The 16,946-nt window shown below is 63.3% G+C and carries 17 protein-coding genes and 1 tRNA gene; 16 read left to right on the top strand and 2 right to left on the bottom strand.

Annotation, left to right across the window (positions count from 1 at the left end):
* Nucleotides 1-33 precede the first annotated feature (33 nt).
* Both VJ673_RS00620 and cobA read right to left on the bottom strand, forming a co-directional pair.
* Nucleotides 34-1,761, bottom strand: a complete 1,728-nt coding sequence (locus VJ673_RS00620; protein ID WP_324124063.1) for a cytochrome D1 domain-containing protein — start codon at nucleotides 1,759-1,761, stop codon at nucleotides 34-36.
* 137 nt (nucleotides 1,762-1,898) lie between these two features.
* Nucleotides 1,899-2,684: a uroporphyrinogen-III C-methyltransferase gene (gene cobA, locus VJ673_RS00615; RefSeq protein WP_324124061.1), complete on the bottom strand. Its 786-nt coding sequence runs from the start codon at nucleotides 2,682-2,684 to the stop codon at nucleotides 1,899-1,901.
* 241 nt (nucleotides 2,685-2,925) lie between these two features.
* Here cobA and VJ673_RS00610 point away from each other — a divergent pair, with 241 nt between their 5' ends.
* The 16 genes from VJ673_RS00610 to VJ673_RS00535 form a co-directional block, all read left to right on the top strand.
* Nucleotides 2,926-3,255 carry a c-type cytochrome gene (locus VJ673_RS00610; protein WP_414635615.1) on the top strand — a complete coding sequence of 110 codons (330 nt, stop codon included), beginning with the start codon at nucleotides 2,926-2,928 and terminating at the stop codon, nucleotides 3,253-3,255.
* Nucleotides 3,256-3,272: 17 nt separating this feature from the next.
* Entirely contained in the window at nucleotides 3,273-4,463 is a 1,191-nt protein-coding gene (locus VJ673_RS00605) for a cytochrome D1 domain-containing protein (protein ID WP_324124060.1), read from the top strand.
* Between the two features lies 1 nt (nucleotide 4,464).
* The gene (ahbB, locus tag VJ673_RS00600; protein WP_414635614.1) at nucleotides 4,465-5,520 is read left to right on the top strand and encodes a siroheme decarboxylase subunit beta; all 1,056 of its coding nucleotides are present in this window, start codon (nucleotides 4,465-4,467) and stop codon (nucleotides 5,518-5,520) included.
* The gene (locus tag VJ673_RS00595; protein WP_324124058.1) at nucleotides 5,517-5,993 is read left to right on the top strand and encodes an Lrp/AsnC family transcriptional regulator; all 477 of its coding nucleotides are present in this window, start codon (nucleotides 5,517-5,519) and stop codon (nucleotides 5,991-5,993) included. Before ahbB (VJ673_RS00600) ends, VJ673_RS00595 begins: the two co-directional genes overlap by 4 nt.
* Nucleotides 5,990-6,496, top strand: coding sequence for a siroheme decarboxylase subunit beta (gene ahbB, locus VJ673_RS00590; RefSeq protein WP_324124057.1), 507 nt, complete (start codon nucleotides 5,990-5,992; stop codon nucleotides 6,494-6,496). Before VJ673_RS00595 ends, ahbB (VJ673_RS00590) begins: the two co-directional genes overlap by 4 nt.
* A 208-nt stretch (nucleotides 6,497-6,704) precedes the next feature.
* On the top strand, nucleotides 6,705-7,898 hold the full coding sequence (gene nirJ, locus VJ673_RS00585) for a heme d1 biosynthesis radical SAM protein NirJ (protein WP_324124056.1): 1,194 nt from the start codon (nucleotides 6,705-6,707) through the stop codon (nucleotides 7,896-7,898).
* A gap of 20 nt (nucleotides 7,899-7,918) precedes the next feature.
* Nucleotides 7,919-9,484: a cytochrome D1 domain-containing protein gene (locus VJ673_RS00580; protein ID WP_324124055.1), complete on the top strand. Its 1,566-nt coding sequence runs from the start codon at nucleotides 7,919-7,921 to the stop codon at nucleotides 9,482-9,484.
* Nucleotides 9,485-9,552: 68 nt separating this feature from the next.
* Nucleotides 9,553-9,629, top strand: a tRNA-Val gene (locus VJ673_RS00575).
* 155 nt (nucleotides 9,630-9,784) lie between these two features.
* A complete protein-coding gene (gene thrS, locus VJ673_RS00570; protein WP_324124054.1) occupies nucleotides 9,785-11,701 on the top strand; it encodes a threonine--tRNA ligase in 1,917 nt (638 codons plus the stop codon).
* Nucleotides 11,702-11,711: 10 nt separating this feature from the next.
* Nucleotides 11,712-12,254 carry a translation initiation factor IF-3 gene (gene infC, locus VJ673_RS00565; RefSeq protein WP_324124064.1) on the top strand — a complete coding sequence of 181 codons (543 nt, stop codon included), beginning with the start codon at nucleotides 11,712-11,714 and terminating at the stop codon, nucleotides 12,252-12,254.
* A 144-nt stretch (nucleotides 12,255-12,398) separates the two neighbouring features.
* Nucleotides 12,399-12,596, top strand: coding sequence for a 50S ribosomal protein L35 (rpmI, locus tag VJ673_RS00560; RefSeq protein WP_015437124.1), 198 nt, complete (start codon nucleotides 12,399-12,401; stop codon nucleotides 12,594-12,596).
* Between the two features lie 12 nt (nucleotides 12,597-12,608).
* Nucleotides 12,609-12,968 carry a 50S ribosomal protein L20 gene (gene rplT, locus VJ673_RS00555; RefSeq protein WP_015437123.1) on the top strand — a complete coding sequence of 120 codons (360 nt, stop codon included), beginning with the start codon at nucleotides 12,609-12,611 and terminating at the stop codon, nucleotides 12,966-12,968.
* Nucleotides 12,969-13,035: 67 nt separating this feature from the next.
* Entirely contained in the window at nucleotides 13,036-14,067 is a 1,032-nt protein-coding gene (pheS, locus tag VJ673_RS00550; RefSeq protein ID WP_324124053.1) for a phenylalanine--tRNA ligase subunit alpha, read from the top strand.
* A gap of 7 nt (nucleotides 14,068-14,074) precedes the next feature.
* Nucleotides 14,075-16,453 (top strand): phenylalanine--tRNA ligase subunit beta, encoded by a 2,379-nt coding sequence (gene pheT, locus VJ673_RS00545; protein WP_324124052.1) that lies wholly within the window; start codon nucleotides 14,075-14,077, stop codon nucleotides 16,451-16,453.
* A gap of 10 nt (nucleotides 16,454-16,463) precedes the next feature.
* Nucleotides 16,464-16,775, top strand: a complete 312-nt coding sequence (locus VJ673_RS00540) for an integration host factor subunit alpha (protein WP_041657488.1) — start codon at nucleotides 16,464-16,466, stop codon at nucleotides 16,773-16,775.
* On the top strand, nucleotides 16,756-16,946 hold a 191-nt coding region (locus VJ673_RS00535), incomplete at its 3' end, for a MerR family transcriptional regulator (RefSeq protein WP_324124051.1). The genes VJ673_RS00540 and VJ673_RS00535, both read left to right, overlap by 20 nt.

Below are 16,946 nucleotides of genomic sequence, written 5' to 3'. Positions count from 1 at the left end.
ACCGGTCGGCGGCGTGTTGCCGCCTCCTGGCGGTCAGTACACGTCGTGCTGTGTGTTGTAGACGTTGAAGTGGCCGGTCGGAGTGATCAGCTTCGGATCCTTGATCACGGTCTTCAGCTGCAGCGTCTTGTCGTCGACGACGACGATCGCGGCCTCCTTGTTCTTCGCCGACCAAACCGAGAACCACACTTCGTCGCCGTTCTTGTTGTATTCCGGCTGAACGACGCGTTTTGCGCCGTCGTCCTTGAGGTCCGCCCACTCGCCGATCGGCAGGACCTTGAACCCCGCTTGCAGGTTCTTGAGGTCATACACGGCCACCGATTGGCTGACTTTCGCTTCGGGGTGCAGCGGATTGTCGACATACAGGTGGTTCGACTTCGGGTGGGTCTTGATGAACAGCGATCCGCCACCCTGGCTCTTCAGGGTGTCGACCATCTTCCAGGCGTACTGCTTGTGCTTTTCCGGGTCGGTGCCGACGAGCGCGATCGAGTCGTCGCCGAGGTGGCCCGTTGCCCACACCGGGCCGTACTTCGGATGGACGAAGTTCGCGCCGCGGCCGGGGTGCGGAATCTTGCCGACATCGACGATGGCGGCGAGTTTGTCTTCCTTGGCATCGATGGCGGCGATCTTGTTCGACTGGTTGGCGGCGACCATGAAGTAACGCTTCGACAGGTCCCAGCCGCCGTCGTGCAGGAAGCGGGCCGAGCCGATCTCGGTCATCTTCAGGTTCTTGATGTCGGAGTAGTCGACCATCAGGGTCTTGCCGGTTTCCTTGACGTTCACGAGGAATTCAGGCTTGTAGTGCGAGGCGACGATGGAGGCGACACGCGGTTCGGGGTGGTATTCCTGCGTATCAACGGTCATGCCGCGCGTCGAGACGATTTTCAGCGGCTCGAGCGTGTCGCCGTTCATGATGACGAACTGCGGCGGCCAGTAGGCGCCGGCGATCGCGAGCTTGTCTTCGTAACCTTTGAACTTGGAGGTGTCGACCGAGCGCGCTTCAAGGCCGATGCGGATCTCGGCGACGTTGTCGGGTTTTTCCATCCACAAGTCGACCATGTTGACGCGCGCATCGCGGCCGATCACGAAGAGATAGCGGCCCGAGGCGGAAATACGGGAGATGTGTACCGCGTAGCCGGTCTTGATGATGTTGATGATCTTCTTGGTGTCGCCGTCGATCAGTGCGATCTCGCCGCTGTCGCGTAGCGTGGTCGAGAAGATGTTGGCGATGTTGTAGTTGTTCATCTTCTTCGTCGGGCGCTGCTCCGGCGGGATGATGACCTTCCACGTCGACTTCATGTCCGCCATGCCGAACTCGGGCGGTTGCGGGGGCGTCTGCTGGACGTAGCGAGCCATCAGGTCGACTTCTTCATCGGTCAGTTCGCCCGAGGTGCCCCAGTTTGGCATGCCGGCGGGCGACCCGTACTTGATGAAGACTTTCAGGTATTCGGAGCCGCGATTGAGTGTGATGTCGGGCGTCAGCGGTTTGCCGGTGGCACCCTTGCGCAGCACGCCGTGGCAGCCGGCGCAGCGCTGGAAGTAGATGTTGCGTGCCTTGTCGAACTCGGCCTTGCTCATCTTGGGCGCGTCGGGGTTGCTGTCCTTGTACAGGTCAACGTCGGCGAGCGGGGAGCCGCCCGCCTGGTACTTGAGCTCGGTATCGTCCACGTGCTTCGCTTCTTCCGCGAAGGCGTGCGAAATCGCCAGCGGCAGGCTGGCAAGCAGCATCGCTCCGGACAGCCATTTCCCGTGCTTACTCATGATTGATCTCCCTTCATGAAAAATTGGGTGCGGAAACATCCGCTGAATACAAAGCGTGATCTTCATGCGCTCCGGAATCCTTAACCTCGATCAAATTGGGGTTTTTGCTCGCACCGTCGATGCATACACAGAATGCATCAATAAACGCAGGCTGCTTCCGGTGCGGCGGCAGGCTGCGAACCATAGAGCGACACGACGGATCCGACCATGATCAGCGCCGGGGATCGAATGCGGTCGCGACGGACGACCTCAGCCAATCGGTCGAGGCGTTCTGCGAGAACGATCTGCTCGGGCGTTGTGCCGGCATGGATGACCGCTGCCGGAGTGTCCCCCGGCAGGCCGTGAGCGACGAGTTCGCGGCAGATGATGTCGAGCGCGCCGAGTCCCATATAGATCACGACGGTCTGATGGGGGCGGGCGAGGGCAGGCCAGTCGAGGTCGACTGTGCCGTCCTTCAGGTGACCGGTCGCGAAGACAACCGAGCGCGCATGTTCGCGATGGGTGAGGGGGATGCCGGTACAGGCCGCAATGCCGCACGCGGCCGTGATCCCGGGAACGATTTCGCAAGCGATGCCGCGTGCGAGCAGCGCTTCCATTTCCTCTCCCCCGCGGCCGAACATGAAGGGGTCGCCGCCCTTGAGGCGCACGACGTCGTGACCGGTGCTCGCCAGTTCGACCAGCAGGTCGTTGATCTGGTCCTGCGGCAAGGCATGGTTGCCGGCTTCCTTGCCGGCATAGATCATCCGCGCGGCCGGATTCACCAGGGCGACGACCTCGGCGCCGACCAGATGGTCATAGACGACGACCCTTGCTTTGGCGATCAGGCGCGCCGCCTTCATCGTCAGCAATTCCGCGTCGCCGGGCCCGGCGCCAACGAGGTAAACCCGGCCCGTAGCGGTGGGAGCGGTCGTTTGAGTGCTCATGGCTCGATCTCCGATGATGCCGGGCCTTGACCCGGGCGGGTTCGTTAGCGCGTATGAATTTTTCCATCGCCACTTTATCCCTTCATGCCGTACGGGAAATTAACCGATATCAAGGAGCGCGGGATCTATGCCGGCGGATACTTCAACATGCGCCGACGGCTTGCCGACGGCATGATGCGGAACATGGGCCGAGGGTTTGTTCGGCGAGGGAGGCAAGGTGTCTGATTGGCGATCACGCGCGATGGCGGCCTGCTTGGCCCTGATGGCCGTGCAGGCGGGCGCGCAATCGAATGTTCCCGATGGACGCCGTCAGCGCGAACTCGTGCATATGGTGCGCCAGGATTGCGGGTCCTGCCATGGGCTGACACTGCAGGGAGGACTCGGTCCGGCACTGACTCCGGCGGCGCTGCGTGAGCGCCCCCGCGAAGGCCTCGTTGCATCGATCTCGGGCGGCCGTCCAGGCACGCCGATGCCGCCGTTTCGCGGCATCGTCAGTGAGGGCGAGGCCGTGTGGATCGTCGAGCGGCTGATCGAAGGGTTTCCGTCCGATCCGGGTGCGGCCGGACAATGAATAGGGTGAGGAAAGCAATGTTTCGCAGACTGATGACCCTTGTGCAGGTCACGCTGCCCGCTTTGCTGGTGGCCGCGTGCTCGACGGCGCCCGCGCCGTCCGTTCGCGGCACCGGCGATCTCGGCGTCATCATCGAGCGCGCGAGCGGCCAGATTCAGGTCGTCGAGACCTCGGGGCGCAGCCGCGTCGCGCAGGTGTCGGGCTTGGGTGACCTGTCGCACGCTTCGGTCGTCTTTTCGCGAGACGGGCGCTACGCGTACGTATTCGGTCGCGACGGCGGTCTGACGAAGGTCGATCTGCTGACCGCGACGATCGCCCGGCGCGTGATGCAGGCGGGTAATTCGATTGGTGGTGCGATCTCGCAGGACGGCCGACTCGTCGTCGCGCAGAACTACGAACCCGGCGGCATCAAGGCTTTCGACGCTGAGACGCTGGAGCTCGTCGCTGACGTGCCGGCAAGCTACGGCACGGAGGGCAAGGCATCGAAGGTCGTCGGCTTGGCGGACTTGCCGGGCAACCGCTTCGCTTACGCGCTCTTCGACGCCAATGAGATCCGCGTCACCGATCTGTCCGATCCTCGCCATCCGAAAACCGAGCGCTACCCGGCGGGCAAGCAGCCGTACGACGCGCTCGTCACGCCGGACGGGCGTTATTTCATCGCCGGACTCTTCGGCGAGGACGGGCTGTCGATGCTCGACCTGTGGCGGCCGGAGCAGGGCGTGCGCACAATCCTGCCCGGCTACGGCCGAGGCGAGCAGGCGCTGCCCGTCTACAAGATGCCACACTTGCGCGGCTGGGCGGTCGCGGGGGGGCGTGCCTATCTCCCGGCGATCGGCCGCCATGAGGTGCTGGTGGTCGATCTGGCGACTTGGCAGGAGGTCGCTCGTATTCCCGTCAAGAGTCAGCCGGTGTTCGTGATGGCGCGTCCCGACGGCCGCGAGGTGTGGGTGAACTTCGCCTTCCCAGATAACGGTTGGATGCAGGTCATCGACACAATGACCAACCGTTCGATCGATACCTTCCAGCCCGGTCGCGCGATCTTGCATCTTGAATTCACGCCGCGCGGCGAGGCCGTATGGGTGTCCGCGCGCGACGACGATAAGGTGCTGATCTACGATACGCGCTCGCGGCAGAAACTTGCCGAACTGCCAGCCGCGAGTCCCAGCGGCATCTTCTTCACGAGCCGCGCTTTCCGCACCGGGTTCTAGAATGTCGTGCCATGGCGCGCACGCTATCGATCTGGCTGGTCTGGACCCTGCGGGCTCCGGGGCGGGAGCCGGCACCTTTCGCCTGTTGAACGAATATCAGCGCGGCTTTCCGCTCGTCCCCGAGCCCTTCGCTGCGATCGGCGAAGAATGCGGCCTGAGGGAGAGCGAAGTGTTGGCCGCCTTGCAGGCGTGGCGCGCCTCAGGCGTGGTCAGCCGCGTCGGACCGGTGTTCGCGCCACGACGTGTCGGCGCGAGCGCGTTGGCTGCACTGTCCGCGCCCAAAGGCTGGCTGCAGGTCATCGCTGGGCGCGTCAGCGATTTCGCCGAGGTCAATCATAACTACCAGCGCGAGCACGACTTCGACTTGTGGTTCGTCGTCACGGCAGCGTCCGCGCAACGCTTGCATGAGGTCGTCGCGGCGATCGAATGCGACACCGGTTGTCGCGTCATCGTGTTGCCACTCGAGGAAGAATTCCATATCGACCTTGGTTTCGATCTCGCCGGGGCGCCTCGCGTCACGTCCTGTGCGGCCCCCGCGATACCCGCAGCGAGCGAGGAGGCTGCCTGCGCGCTCCCCGGTCTTGAACGCAGGCTGATGCACGCACTGCAGGGCGGCCTGCCGCTCGTCGCCCGGCCCTTCGAGGCGCTGGGGCGCAGCGTCGAGCTCGCCGAAGGCATGACGATCGAACTCATCGAGCGCTGGCTCTCCGACGGAATCATCAAACGCTTCGGCGTCATCGTTCGTCATCATGAACTGGGTTTTCGCGCGAACGCCATGTGCGTATGGGACGTTCCCGACGACGAGGTCCGCCGCATCGGCCGTCTACTCGCTGGCGAGCCCGCCGTGACCCTCTGCTACCGACGTCGGCGCGCGCTTCCGGACTGGCCTTACAACCTCTTTTGCATGATCCATGGCCGTAGCCGCGAAGCGGTCCAGGCAACGCGCGACGAACTCGCGCAGCGCCTGGGCCTCGACCACTGGCCGCACGAAGTGCTCTTCAGCACCCGCCGCTTCAAACAGCAGGGCGCGTGCTACCTCAGGGAGGGCGATACATGAGCGAAATGGCGTCAGGAGGCTCGCACGAACTCGACGACATCGACCGCGCACTGATCAATGCGCTGCAGGGTGATTTCCCGCTGGCCCGGCGCCCCTTCGCCGAAGTCGGCGCGCGTCTCGGGCTCGGCGAGGGCGAGGTGCTCGCGCGCTTGCGACGCATGCTCGACGAGCGGGTGCTGACCCGTTTCGGTCCCATGTTCCAGGTCGAACGCATCGGCGGCGCGTTCTGCCTGGCCGCGATGCGCGTGCCCGAGGCCGACTTCGAATGCGTCGCAGCGAAGGTCAACGGCTTCTCCGAAGTCGCCCACAACTACCGCCGCGAACACGCCCTCAACATGTGGTTCGTGCTCGCCACCGAGCGGCGCGAAGCCATCGCCGACTGCGCCGCACGCATCGAGACCGCAACCGGCCTTCCCGTCTTCCTGTTCCCGAAGGAACGCGAATACTTCGTCGAGATGAAGCTGAAAGCATGAGCGACACACCTGCCGAGGACCTCGATCGACGCATCATCGTCGCGACGCAAGCGGGCCTGCCCCTCGTCGCCGATCCCTGGGCGGCGGTCGCCGAACAGATCGGCATCCCCGCCGACGAACTGCTCGTGCGCGTGCAGCAGATGCTCGACGGAGGCCTGATCCGTCGCATCGGCGCGGTACCGAATCACTACGCGATCGGCTACACCGCCAACGGCATGACGGTTTGGGACATTGCCGACGATGCGGTCGACCCCGTCGGTGAATGGCTCGGCTCGCTGGACGCGGTGACCCACTGCTACCGTCGTCCGCGTCGACTGCCGGAATGGCCCTACAACCTCTTTGCCATGCTACACGGCCGCAGCCATGAGGACGTGCGAGCCCAACTCGAAGAGATCGCCGCCCGGCTCGACATCCGCTTTCCCCGCGCCTGTCGCGTCCGTGACGTCCTGTTCTCGTCCGCCATCCTGAAAAAGACGGGCCTGAGAATCGGCTCCAAAGAATGAGGCTAAGAGGCCAGCAGGACGCAGCCCCCGCTCCGGGGTGTTTCATGCCGAGGCGTCCGCTCGCGCCAACGAGCGTGGAACACCCCGAAGCGGCGGCGGGCAGTCATGGGCAAGGCCTTCAAATCGGCGAGACGGTCATCCTTGATAAGCGTCATTTTTCCCTAGACCGCTCCGAGCTCTAATCACAAGGAATAGGGAGGTACTCCTCATGTTCCGCATCTCCAGCTTCATCCGCGAAATCGACCAACCGACCCCCGCTGGCCCGCGCCGCAACCCTCCAGGCCCGGTCGTCATCTGGAACCTGATCCGCCGCTGCAATCTCACCTGCAAGCACTGCTACTCGATATCCGCCGACACCGATTTCGCTGGAGAACTCTCGACCACCGAAGTTTTCCGCGTCATGGACGACCTCAAGGCCTTCCGCGTGCCCGTGCTGATCCTTTCCGGCGGAGAACCCCTGCTGCGCCCGGACATCTTCGAGATCGGTCGACGCGCCAAGGACATGGGCTTCTACGTCGGCCTCTCCAGCAACGGCACGCTGATTGACGCCGCGAACATCGACGCGATCGCCGACACCGGTTTCGACTACGTCGGCGTCAGCCTTGACGGTATCGGCGCGACGCACGACAAATTCCGCCGCCGCGAAGGCGCCTTCGATGCTTCGCTCGCCGGCATCCGCCTGTGCCTCGATCGCGGCATCAAGGTCGGCGTGCGCTACACGATGACCGAGGATAACGCCCACGATCTGCCCGCGCTGCTGCGCCTCGTCGAAGAGGAGCGGATCGACAAGTTCTACTTCTCGCATCTCAACTATGCCGGTCGCGGCAACAAGCATCGCGCTGACGACGCACGCCACCAGACCACGCGCGATGCAATGGACCTGCTCTTCAACACCTGCCTCGACCTGCATCACCGGGGTATCGAGAAGGACTTCGTCACCGGCAACAACGACGCCGACGGCATCTACTTGCTGCACTGGGTCCAACGGCATTTCCCCGAGCGCGCCGAGCATATCCGCGCCAAGCTCGTCCAGTGGGGCGGCAACGCCAGCGGCGTGAACGTCGCGAACATCGACAATCTGGGCGTCGTCCATCCCGACACCATGTGGTGGCACGTGCCACTCGGCAATGTTCGCGAACGGCCGTTCTCCGCGATCTGGAGCGACCTCTCGAACCCACTGATGGCCGGCCTCAAGCGGCACCCACGCGTCCTCACCGGCCGCTGCGGCGCCTGCCGTCATCTCGAAATCTGCAACGGCAGCTCCCGGGTGCGGGCGCAGCAGATCACCGGCGATGCGTGGGCCGAAGACCCCGGCTGCTATCTCACCGACGACGAGATCGGCGTTCAGGCCGCGGAGCGTGTCGTCACGACCCCCTTCGTCCCACTGCACCGTCACGCGTGACCGCTCCACTGAGGCCCGCCATGCGCATCCCGCTTCCCCGTGCGACCGTCGCCATCCTGCTCCTTGCGTCAGCAATGCCGGCGCTCGCCGCAGAGGCCCCCGCCGGGATCCTCGCCCTCTACCAGCAACACTGTGCCGCCTGTCACGCCCCGGACCGCCTGGGGGCCACCGGCCCGGCCCTGCTGCCCGAAAACCTCGCGCGCCTGCGCAAGGACGAAGCCCTTGCAGTCGTCCGGGACGGCCGCCCGGCGACCCAGATGCCCGCCTTCAGCGCGACGATTCCGGCGGACCAGATCGCTGCACTCGTATCCTGGATCTACACTCCCGTCGTCCCCGCTCCGAGTTGGACCGAGGCAGACATCCGTACGTCCCGCATCGAGCACGTCGATCCCGCGAGCCTCCCTGCGAAACCAGTCTTCGACGCCGACCCGATGAACCTCTTTCTCGTCGTCGAAACGGGCGACCATCACGTCTCAGTGCTCGACGGCGACAAGCTCGAGCCGATCCACCGCTTCCAAAGCAGGCATGCGCTGCACGGTGGGCCCAAATTCACCGCGGACGGTCGCTACGTCTTCTTCGCCTCGCGCGACGGCTGGATCACGAAGTATGACCTGTGGAACCTCAAGGTCGTCACCGAAGTGCGCGCCGGGATCAACACGCGCAACGTCGCGGTGTCGCCCGACGGCAGGTACGTCGCTGTCGCCAACTACCTGCCGCACACCCTCGTGCTGCTGGACGGCGATCTCAAGCTGCAGAAATCGATCGCTGTCACCGACCGTGAAGGCAAGATCAGCTCGCGCGTCTCCGCGGTTTATGAAGCGACCCCGCGCAAGAGCTTCGTCGCGGCATTGAAAGATGTTCCGGAAGTCTGGGAAATCAGCTTCGACCCCAAGGCTGCAGAGATCCCCGTCGGGTTCATCCACGATTACAAATACAAGGAAGGGGCCTTCGTTCCCGGTTACCTCAACCCGCGCCGCACGGAGCTCGCCGATCCGCTGGATGACTTCTTCTTCACGCAGGACTACTCGACCGTGCTGGGCGCTTCGCGCGAAGGCGTCGGCCAGGTCGTCAATCTCGATGTCCGCCGCAAGATCGGCGACCTTGCGCTCGACGGCATGCCCCACCTCGGCTCGGGCATTTCCTGGGACTGGCAGGGCCGCCGCGTCATGGCCAGCACCAACCTGAAGGCCGCCGAAGTCACCGTCATCGACCTCAAGGACTTCAGCGTCATCAAGCGCATCCCGACACGCGGCCCCGGCTTCTTCCTGCGCAGTCACGAGAACAGCCGCTACGCCTTCGTCGACTCGATGATGAGCCGCGAGGCGAAAAACATCCTGCAGGTGATCGACAAGCAGACGCTCGAAATCGTCAAGGAACTCAAGGCGCCTCCCGGTCAGACGCTCGCCCACGTCGAATTCACGCGGGACGGCCGTTACGCGCTCGCGAGCCTCTCCGAAACGAATGGCGCGATCGTCGTCTACGACGCACGCACCCTCGAGGAAGTGAAGCGCCTGCCGATGAACAAGCCCGTCGGCAAGTACAACGTCTGGAACAAGACCACCCGCTCGGAGGGTACCAGCCACTGATTCGGGAGGAATTTTCGGAAACTTGTTGCGCTGCCGTAAATTCACGCCTATAATGCGCAGCTCTTAGCAGGCGCGTAGCTCAGCTGGTTAGAGCACCACCTTGACATGGTGGGGGTCGTTGGTTCGAGTCCAATCGCGCCTACCAACGTATGGAGCAGGAAGATGATCTTCCGAACTACTACTGAAGCCGGAAACTAAAAAATCGGGCTCCGCTGTAGTGCTCCAGGAAAAAAAGTGCGGCCCGTCCGCACTTTTTTTTCGTCCACGTTTTCCAGAAAACTTGCCAGAGGCTTCGAGATCATGCCGAACATCACGCTTCCTGACGGTTCCGTACGCAGCTTCGATCATCCGGTGACCGTGCTCGAAGTCGCCGCGTCAATCGGCGCCGGTCTCGCCAAAGCCGCGCTGGCCGGCAAGGTCGATGGCCGTCTTGTCGATGCCTCCCACTCCATCGAAGGCGATGCCTCGCTCGCGATCATCACCGACAAGAGCGAAGAGGGCGTCGATATCATCCGCCACTCCACCGCCCACTTGCTCGCGCATGCCGTCAAGGAGCTCTTCCCAGATGCGCAGGTCACGATCGGGCCGGTGATCGAAAACGGCTTCTACTACGATTTCTCGTACAAGCGCCCCTTCACCCCGGAAGATCTCGAGAAGATCGAAAAGCGCATGGCCGAACTCGCCAAACGCGAGATCCCAGTCGCCCGCGAAGTCTGGCCGCGCGACAAGGCCGTCGAGTTCTTCAAGTCGCAGGGCGAGAACTACAAGGCCGAGATCATCGCGTCGATTCCGCAGGCCGAGGACGTGTCGCTGTACCGACAGGGCGATTTCATCGACCTGTGCCGCGGCCCGCACGTCCCCTCGACCGGCAAGCTCAAGGTCTTCAAGCTTACGAAGCTCGCCGGCGCATACTGGCGCGGCGACTCCAAGAACGAGATGCTGCAGCGCGTCTATGGCACCGCCTGGGCGAAGAAGGAAGACCTCGACGGCTACCTGCACATGCTCGAAGAAGCCGAGAAGCGCGATCACCGCAAGCTCGGCCGCCTGCTCGATCTCTTCCATCTGCAGGAAGAGGCGCCCGGCATGGTGTTCTGGCATGCCAAGGGCTGGACGCTGTGGCAGCAGGTCGAGCAGTACATGCGCCGCACGATCCTCGAAAACGGCTACCAGGAAGTGAAGACCCCGCAGATCGTCGATCGTACGCTGTGGGAAAAGTCGGGCCATTGGGGCATGTACTCGGACCTGATGTTCACGACGCAGTCGGAAAAGCACGACTACGCCGTCAAGCCGATGAACTGTCCCTGCCATATCCAGATCTTCAACCAGGGCCTGAAGAGCTACCGCGACCTGCCGCTGCGCATGGCCGAGTTCGGCTCCTGTCACCGCAATGAGCCCTCCGGCTCGCTGCACGGCATCATGCGCGTGCGCAACTTCGTGCAGGATGACGCGCACATCTTCTGTGCGGAAGATCAAGTGCAGGTCGAGGCGGCGGACTTCATTAAGCTGCTGCAGAAGGTGTATGCGGACTTTGGCTTCAGCGAGATTCTGATCAAGCTGTCGACCCGTCCCGACAAGCGCGTCGGAACCGACGAGCAGTGGGATGCGGCCGAGGCGGCACTCGCTTCCGCGCTCGACGCACAAGGGCTCGCCTACGAACTGCAGCCGGGTGAGGGGGCTTTCTACGGCCCGAAGATCGAGTTCTCGTTGAAGGATTGCCTGAATCGCGTGTGGCAGTGCGGTACGCTGCAGCTCGACTTCAACCTGCCGGTCCGTCTCGGCGCCGAATACGTCGCCGAAGACAACGCCAAGAAATTCCCGGTAATGCTCCATCGCGCGATCCTCGGTTCGCTCGAGCGCTTCATCGGCATCCTGGTCGAGCACTTCGCCGGCGCCTTGCCCCTGTGGCTCGCACCCGTGCATGCGGTCGTGCTGAATATCTCGGAAGGGCAGTCGGAATATGCCGCGGATGTCGCCAAGCGCTTGAAGCAGGCGGGGTTCCGCGTTGAGGCGGATTTGCGTAACGAGAAGATTACCTATAAAATCCGCGAGCATAGCGTGCAAAAGCTGCCCTACCAGATCGTCGTCGGCGAGAAGGAAAAGGCTGCAGGCCTCGTGGCCGTGCGCGCCCGGGGCGGCCAGGATCTTGGCCAGATGACCCTGGATACACTGATCGAGCGTTGGCAGCGCGAAATTTCGGCGCGGTCGGGCTCGATCTGATTTTTTTGGCATTCGTGGAGAACTGGCCATCGCTCAAGAAAAGAAGCAGCGGATCAACGACGAGATCACCGCGCCCGAAGTCCGTCTGATCGGTGAAGAAGGTGAACCGATCGGTGTTGTTTCCCTGAGAGCCGCCCTGGAAGCCGCCGAGGAGGCGGGGCTGGATCTGGTCGAGATCGCGCCGATGGCGCAACCGCCCGTGTGCCGGGTGATGGATTTCGGCAAGTTCAAGTATCAGGAGCAGAAGAAGGCCCACGAAGCCAGGCTCAAGCAGAAGCAGGTGCAGGTGAAGGAGGTCAAGCTCCGGCCTGCGACTGACGAGAACGATTACCAGATCAAGCTGCGCAACCTGAAGCGCTTCCTCGAGGAAGGCGACAAGTGCAAGGTGACCTTGCGCTTCCGTGGCCGCGAGATGGCGCACCAGGAATTCGGCCTGCGTCAGCTTGAGCGGGTCAAAGCCGATCTGGCCGATCTCGGTCAGGTCGAGCAGATGCCCAAGATGGAAGGGCGTCAGATGGTCATGGTGATTGCACCGGCCAAGAAAGCCCGCTAAGCGGCAAAGAATTCTGCTTTTCGCCCCTCGGGGTGGAAGGCAAAAGGCCCGGCGGGTTCGCCCGCCGGAAAACAAGTGGTGTCAGGTTGAAAACGCGCCGCGTGGCGACGCTACCTGACAGCATTCAAAAATCTGGAGTCAGCAATGCCCAAGATGAAAACCAAGAGCGGAGCCGCCAAGCGGTTCAAGGTCCGCGCTAGTGGTGGGATCAAGCGGTCCCAGGCGTTCAAGCGCCACATCCTTACCAAGAAAACCACCAAGAGCAAGCGCCAGCTGCGCGGCATGACGGAAGTTCACGCCGCCGACGAGAAGCTGATCCGCGCCATGCTGCCTTACGCTTGATAGGAAACCGCCATGCCCAGAGTTAAACGTGGTGTAACCGCCCGCGCACGTCATAAGAAGGTTCTTGATCAGGCCAAGGGTTACCGCGGCCGCCGCAAGAACGTATACCGCATCGCCAAACAGGCGGTGATGAAGGCTGGTCAATACGCGTACCGTGACCGCCGTCAGCGCAAGCGCCAGTTCCGTTCGCTGTGGATCGCCCGTATCAACGCCGCTGCGCGTGAAGTCGGTCTGACCTACAGCACGTTCATGAACGGTCTCAAGAAGTCCGCGATCGAAGTGGACCGCAAGGTGCTGGCCGATCTGGCAGTGTTCGACAAGCCCGCGTTCGCGGCACTTGCGGACCAGGCCCGGGCCAAACTCGCTGCGTAATACAACGCAGCACGAAAAAAGGAGGCCTGGCCTCCTTTTTTTTTCCTGAATTTTCCACGGCAGGCAAATGGACAAGCTCGATCAACTCGTTCAACAGGCCAAAGACGAGTTCGCGGCGGCGGCAGACGCTGTCTTGCTGGAACAGACCAAGGCACGTTACCTCGGCAAGACCGGTGCACTCACCGAGCTCCTCAAGGGTTTGGGCAAGCTGGCGCCGGAAGAGCGTCGTACGGCAGGCGCCGATATCAACCGCGCGAAGGATGCGATCGAGGCGGCACTCGAAGCCCGTCGTCAGGCCTTGCGCGATGCGGCTTTGCAGGCGCAACTCGCGGCTGAGGCGCTCGACGTCACGTTGCCCGGGCGTGGCGCGTCGCTCGGCGGCCTGCATCCGGTGAGCCGCACGCTGGAACGCATTGAAAACCTGTTCCGTTCAATCGGCTTCGTTGTCGCTGACGGCCCCGAGATCGAGACCGACTGGCACAACTTCACGGCGCTCAACACCCCGGAGAACCATCCGGCGCGTTCGATGCACGACACCTTCTATCTCGAAGGCCACAACGAAGTCCTGCTGCGTACGCACACCAGTCCGGTGCAGATCCGGACGATGATCGAGCATGCGGCCCGCTATGCCGATCAGGGCAATATGCCCGAGATCCGGATCATTGCACCCGGTCGCGTCTATCGCGTCGACTCGGATGCGACGCATTCGCCGATGTTCCACCAGGTCGAAGGCCTGTGGGTCGGCGAGTCGGTGAGCTTCGCCGACCTCAAAGGGGTGATCGCTGACTTCCTGCGCAAATTCTTCGAGACCGAAGACCTGCAGGTGCGCTTCCGCCCCTCCTTCTTCCCGTTTACCGAGCCGAGCGCCGAGATTGACGTCGCTTTCATGAGCGGCGCGCTGAAAGGGCGCTGGCTGGAGATCGCCGGCTGCGGGATGGTGCACCCGAACGTGCTGCGCTTCGGCGGCATCGACCCCGAGCGCTATACCGGCTTCGCCTTCGGCATGGGGCCGGACCGGCTGACGATGCTGCGCTACGGCGTCAACGATCTGCGCCTCTTCTTCGAAGGCGATCTGCGCTTCTTGAGCCAATTCAGGTAATCGAATCATGCAATTTTCGGAACACTGGTTGCGGAGCTTCGTCAATCCTCCGCTCGATAGCGACGCGCTGGGTCATCTGCTGACGATGTCCGGCCTCGAAGTGGAAGAGTCTGCCTCCGTGGCCCCGGCGTTCTCGGGCGTCGTCGTGGCGCAGATCGTCGAGGCCGAGAAGCACCCGAACGCCGACAAGCTCAAGCTGTGCAAGGTCGACGCGGGGCAGGGGGATTTGCTGCAGATCGTCTGCGGCGCGCCCAATGCGGCAGTTGGCATGAAGATTCCGTGCGCTGTCGTCGGAGCGAAACTTCCCGGCTTCGAGATCAAGGCGGCCAAGCTGCGCGGAGTCGAATCCTTCGGCATGCTCTGTTCGGCTCGCGAGCTGGGGCTGTCCGAGGATCACGGCGGTTTGCTGGAGCTGCCGGCGGATGCGCCGGTCGGTTGCGACGTGCGCGACTACCTCGCGCTCGACGACACGCTGTTCACGATCAAGCTCACGCCGAACCGCTCCGACTGCCTGAGCCTCGCCGGTGTCGCCCGCGAAGTGGCGGCCCTGACCGGGCAGCCGCTCGTCATGCCGCAGATCGAGACCGTCGCGCCCTCGCTCGACGAGCGTCGCGACATCATTCTCGATGCGCCCGACGCGTGCCCGCGCTATTGCGGGCGTGTGCTGCATGGCGTTAACGCCAAGGCGGTGACGCCGGACTGGATGAAACAGCGCCTCCTGCGTAGCGGCGTGCGCTCGATCAGTGCGCTCGTCGACGTGACCAACTACGTCATGCTCGAACTCGGGCAGCCGCTCCACGTGTTCGACAACGCGCGCCTTTCGGGGGCGATTCACGTGCGCTTCCCGCGTGCTGGCGAACAGGTGTTGCTGCTCAACGAGCAGACCGTCACACCGGACGCCGATACGCTGCTGATCGCCGACGAGGCGCGTGCGCTGGCGCTGGCCGGCATCATGGGTGGCGAGGAAAGTGGTGTCACGCTGGAAACGACCGACGTGTTCCTCGAAAGCGCCTTCTTCGCGCCCGTCGCGATCGCGGGTCGCGCACGGAGCTACGGTTTCGTGTCTGACGCCTCGCACCGTTTCGAGCGCGGCGTCGATTTCAATCTCGCCGGCGTCGCGATCGAGCGTGCCACCCGGTTGATCCTTGATATCTGTGGCGGAGAGGCCGGAGCGGTCGTCGAGGCCGTGGCGCCGGGGCATCTGCCCGTACGCAAGGCGGTTCGTCTACGCCCCGCCCGTGCGCGCCGCCTGCTGGGCATCGATCTCGACGACGACGCCATCGTCAAGCTGCTCGAGGGCGTGCATCTCGATGTGCAGCGCGCAGGCGATGAACTTCAGGTCGTGCCGCCGTCCTTCCGCTTCGATATCGAGATCGAAGAAGATCTGGTCGAGGAAATCGCCCGCCTGCATGGCTATGACGCGCTTCCGGCGCTTCCGCCGAAGGGCTCTCTGGCGATGCTCGATCGCACGGAATCCGCCCGGACTGTGTGGGATGTGCGTCGTCTGATCGCTGCTCGCGACTACCAGGAGGTGGTCAATTACGCTTTCGTCGAGGAGGCGTGGGAACGCGATTTCTGTGCCAACGCGGATCCGATCCGGCTTGCCAACCCGATCGCCAGTCAGATGAGCGTGATGCGCTCGAGCCTGATTCCCGGGCTCGCCGCCAACGTCGTTGCCAACCGCAAGCGGCAGGTGGAGCGCGTGCGGGTCTTCGAAGTCGGGCGCTGCTTTGAGCGTCAGGCTGACGGCGCCCCGGTCAGTGGTTTTCACCAGCCGGTCCGCGTCGCGGCGCTGGCTGCCGGACCGGCGTTGTCCGTGCAGTGGGGCGCGAAGGCGCGGCAGGTCGATTTTTTCGACCTTAAGGGCGACCTTGAGGCCTTGTTCATCCCGCAGGCCTTGTCATTCGAGCCGGTCGTCCATCCGGCCCTGCATCCGGGGCGCGCTGCGAGCGTGATGCTCGAGGGGCGCAAGATCGGCGTGATCGGTGAGCTGCATCCGGTGTGGGTGCAGCGTTACGAACTCGGTTCGGCGCCCGTCGCGTTCGAACTCGAGCTCGATGCGACTCTGGCGGCGCGCCTGCCGTCCTACCAGGAGATTTCCCGCCAACCTGCGGTTACTCGTGACTTGGCGCTCGTCGTCGATCAGTCCTGCGCGGTCGCGCGCGTGCTCGAGGTCTTGCGCGAGGCCGCTCCGGCCATCGTCAAGGCGATCGAACTCTTCGATGTCTATCATGGCAAAGGCATCGAAGATGGGAAAAAGAGCCTTGCCTTCAGTGTGTTGATGCAAGATACTCAGCGCACGCTCGAGGATTCGGAAGTGGATGCAGCCATGTCAGCCATCGTCAGCCACGCCGACATTACGCTCGGGGCTCGTTTGCGTGGATAACCGAATGAACATAAGCGCTACGTTGACCAAGGCCGAACTGGCCGACCTGCTCTTCGAGCGGGTTGGCCTGAACAAGCGCGAGGCGAAGGACATGGTCGAAGGCTTCTTTGAAGAGATCCGGCTCGCTCTTGAGCAGGGTGAGTCGGTGAAGTTGTCCGGCTTCGGCAATTTTCAGCTGCGGGACAAGCCCCAGCGGCCGGGACGTAATCCGAAGACCGGCGAAGAAATTCCGATCACTGCCAGGCGAGTCGTAACCTTTCACGCCAGCCAGAAGCTGAAGGCGGCAGTGGAGCAGTTGAGCGATGCAAGCAAGCAGCCATAACGAGGGCGTCTCGGGCCCGCTGCCGCCTATTCCGGCGAAGCGCTATTTCACGATTGGCGAGGTCAGCGAACTGTGTGCGGTGAAACCGCACGTCCTGCGCTACTGGGAGCAGGAATTCACCCAGCTCAAGCCGGTGAAGCGCCGGGGTAACCGGCGCTATTACCAGCACCA

It is taken from the genome of Aromatoleum sp., assembly GCF_035254505.1.
In the GTDB taxonomy this organism is placed as follows: Bacteria; Pseudomonadota; Gammaproteobacteria; order Burkholderiales; family Rhodocyclaceae; genus Aromatoleum.
Note: the sequence above shows the minus strand (reverse complement) of the source record. Positions and strands in the feature narration are given on the sequence as shown.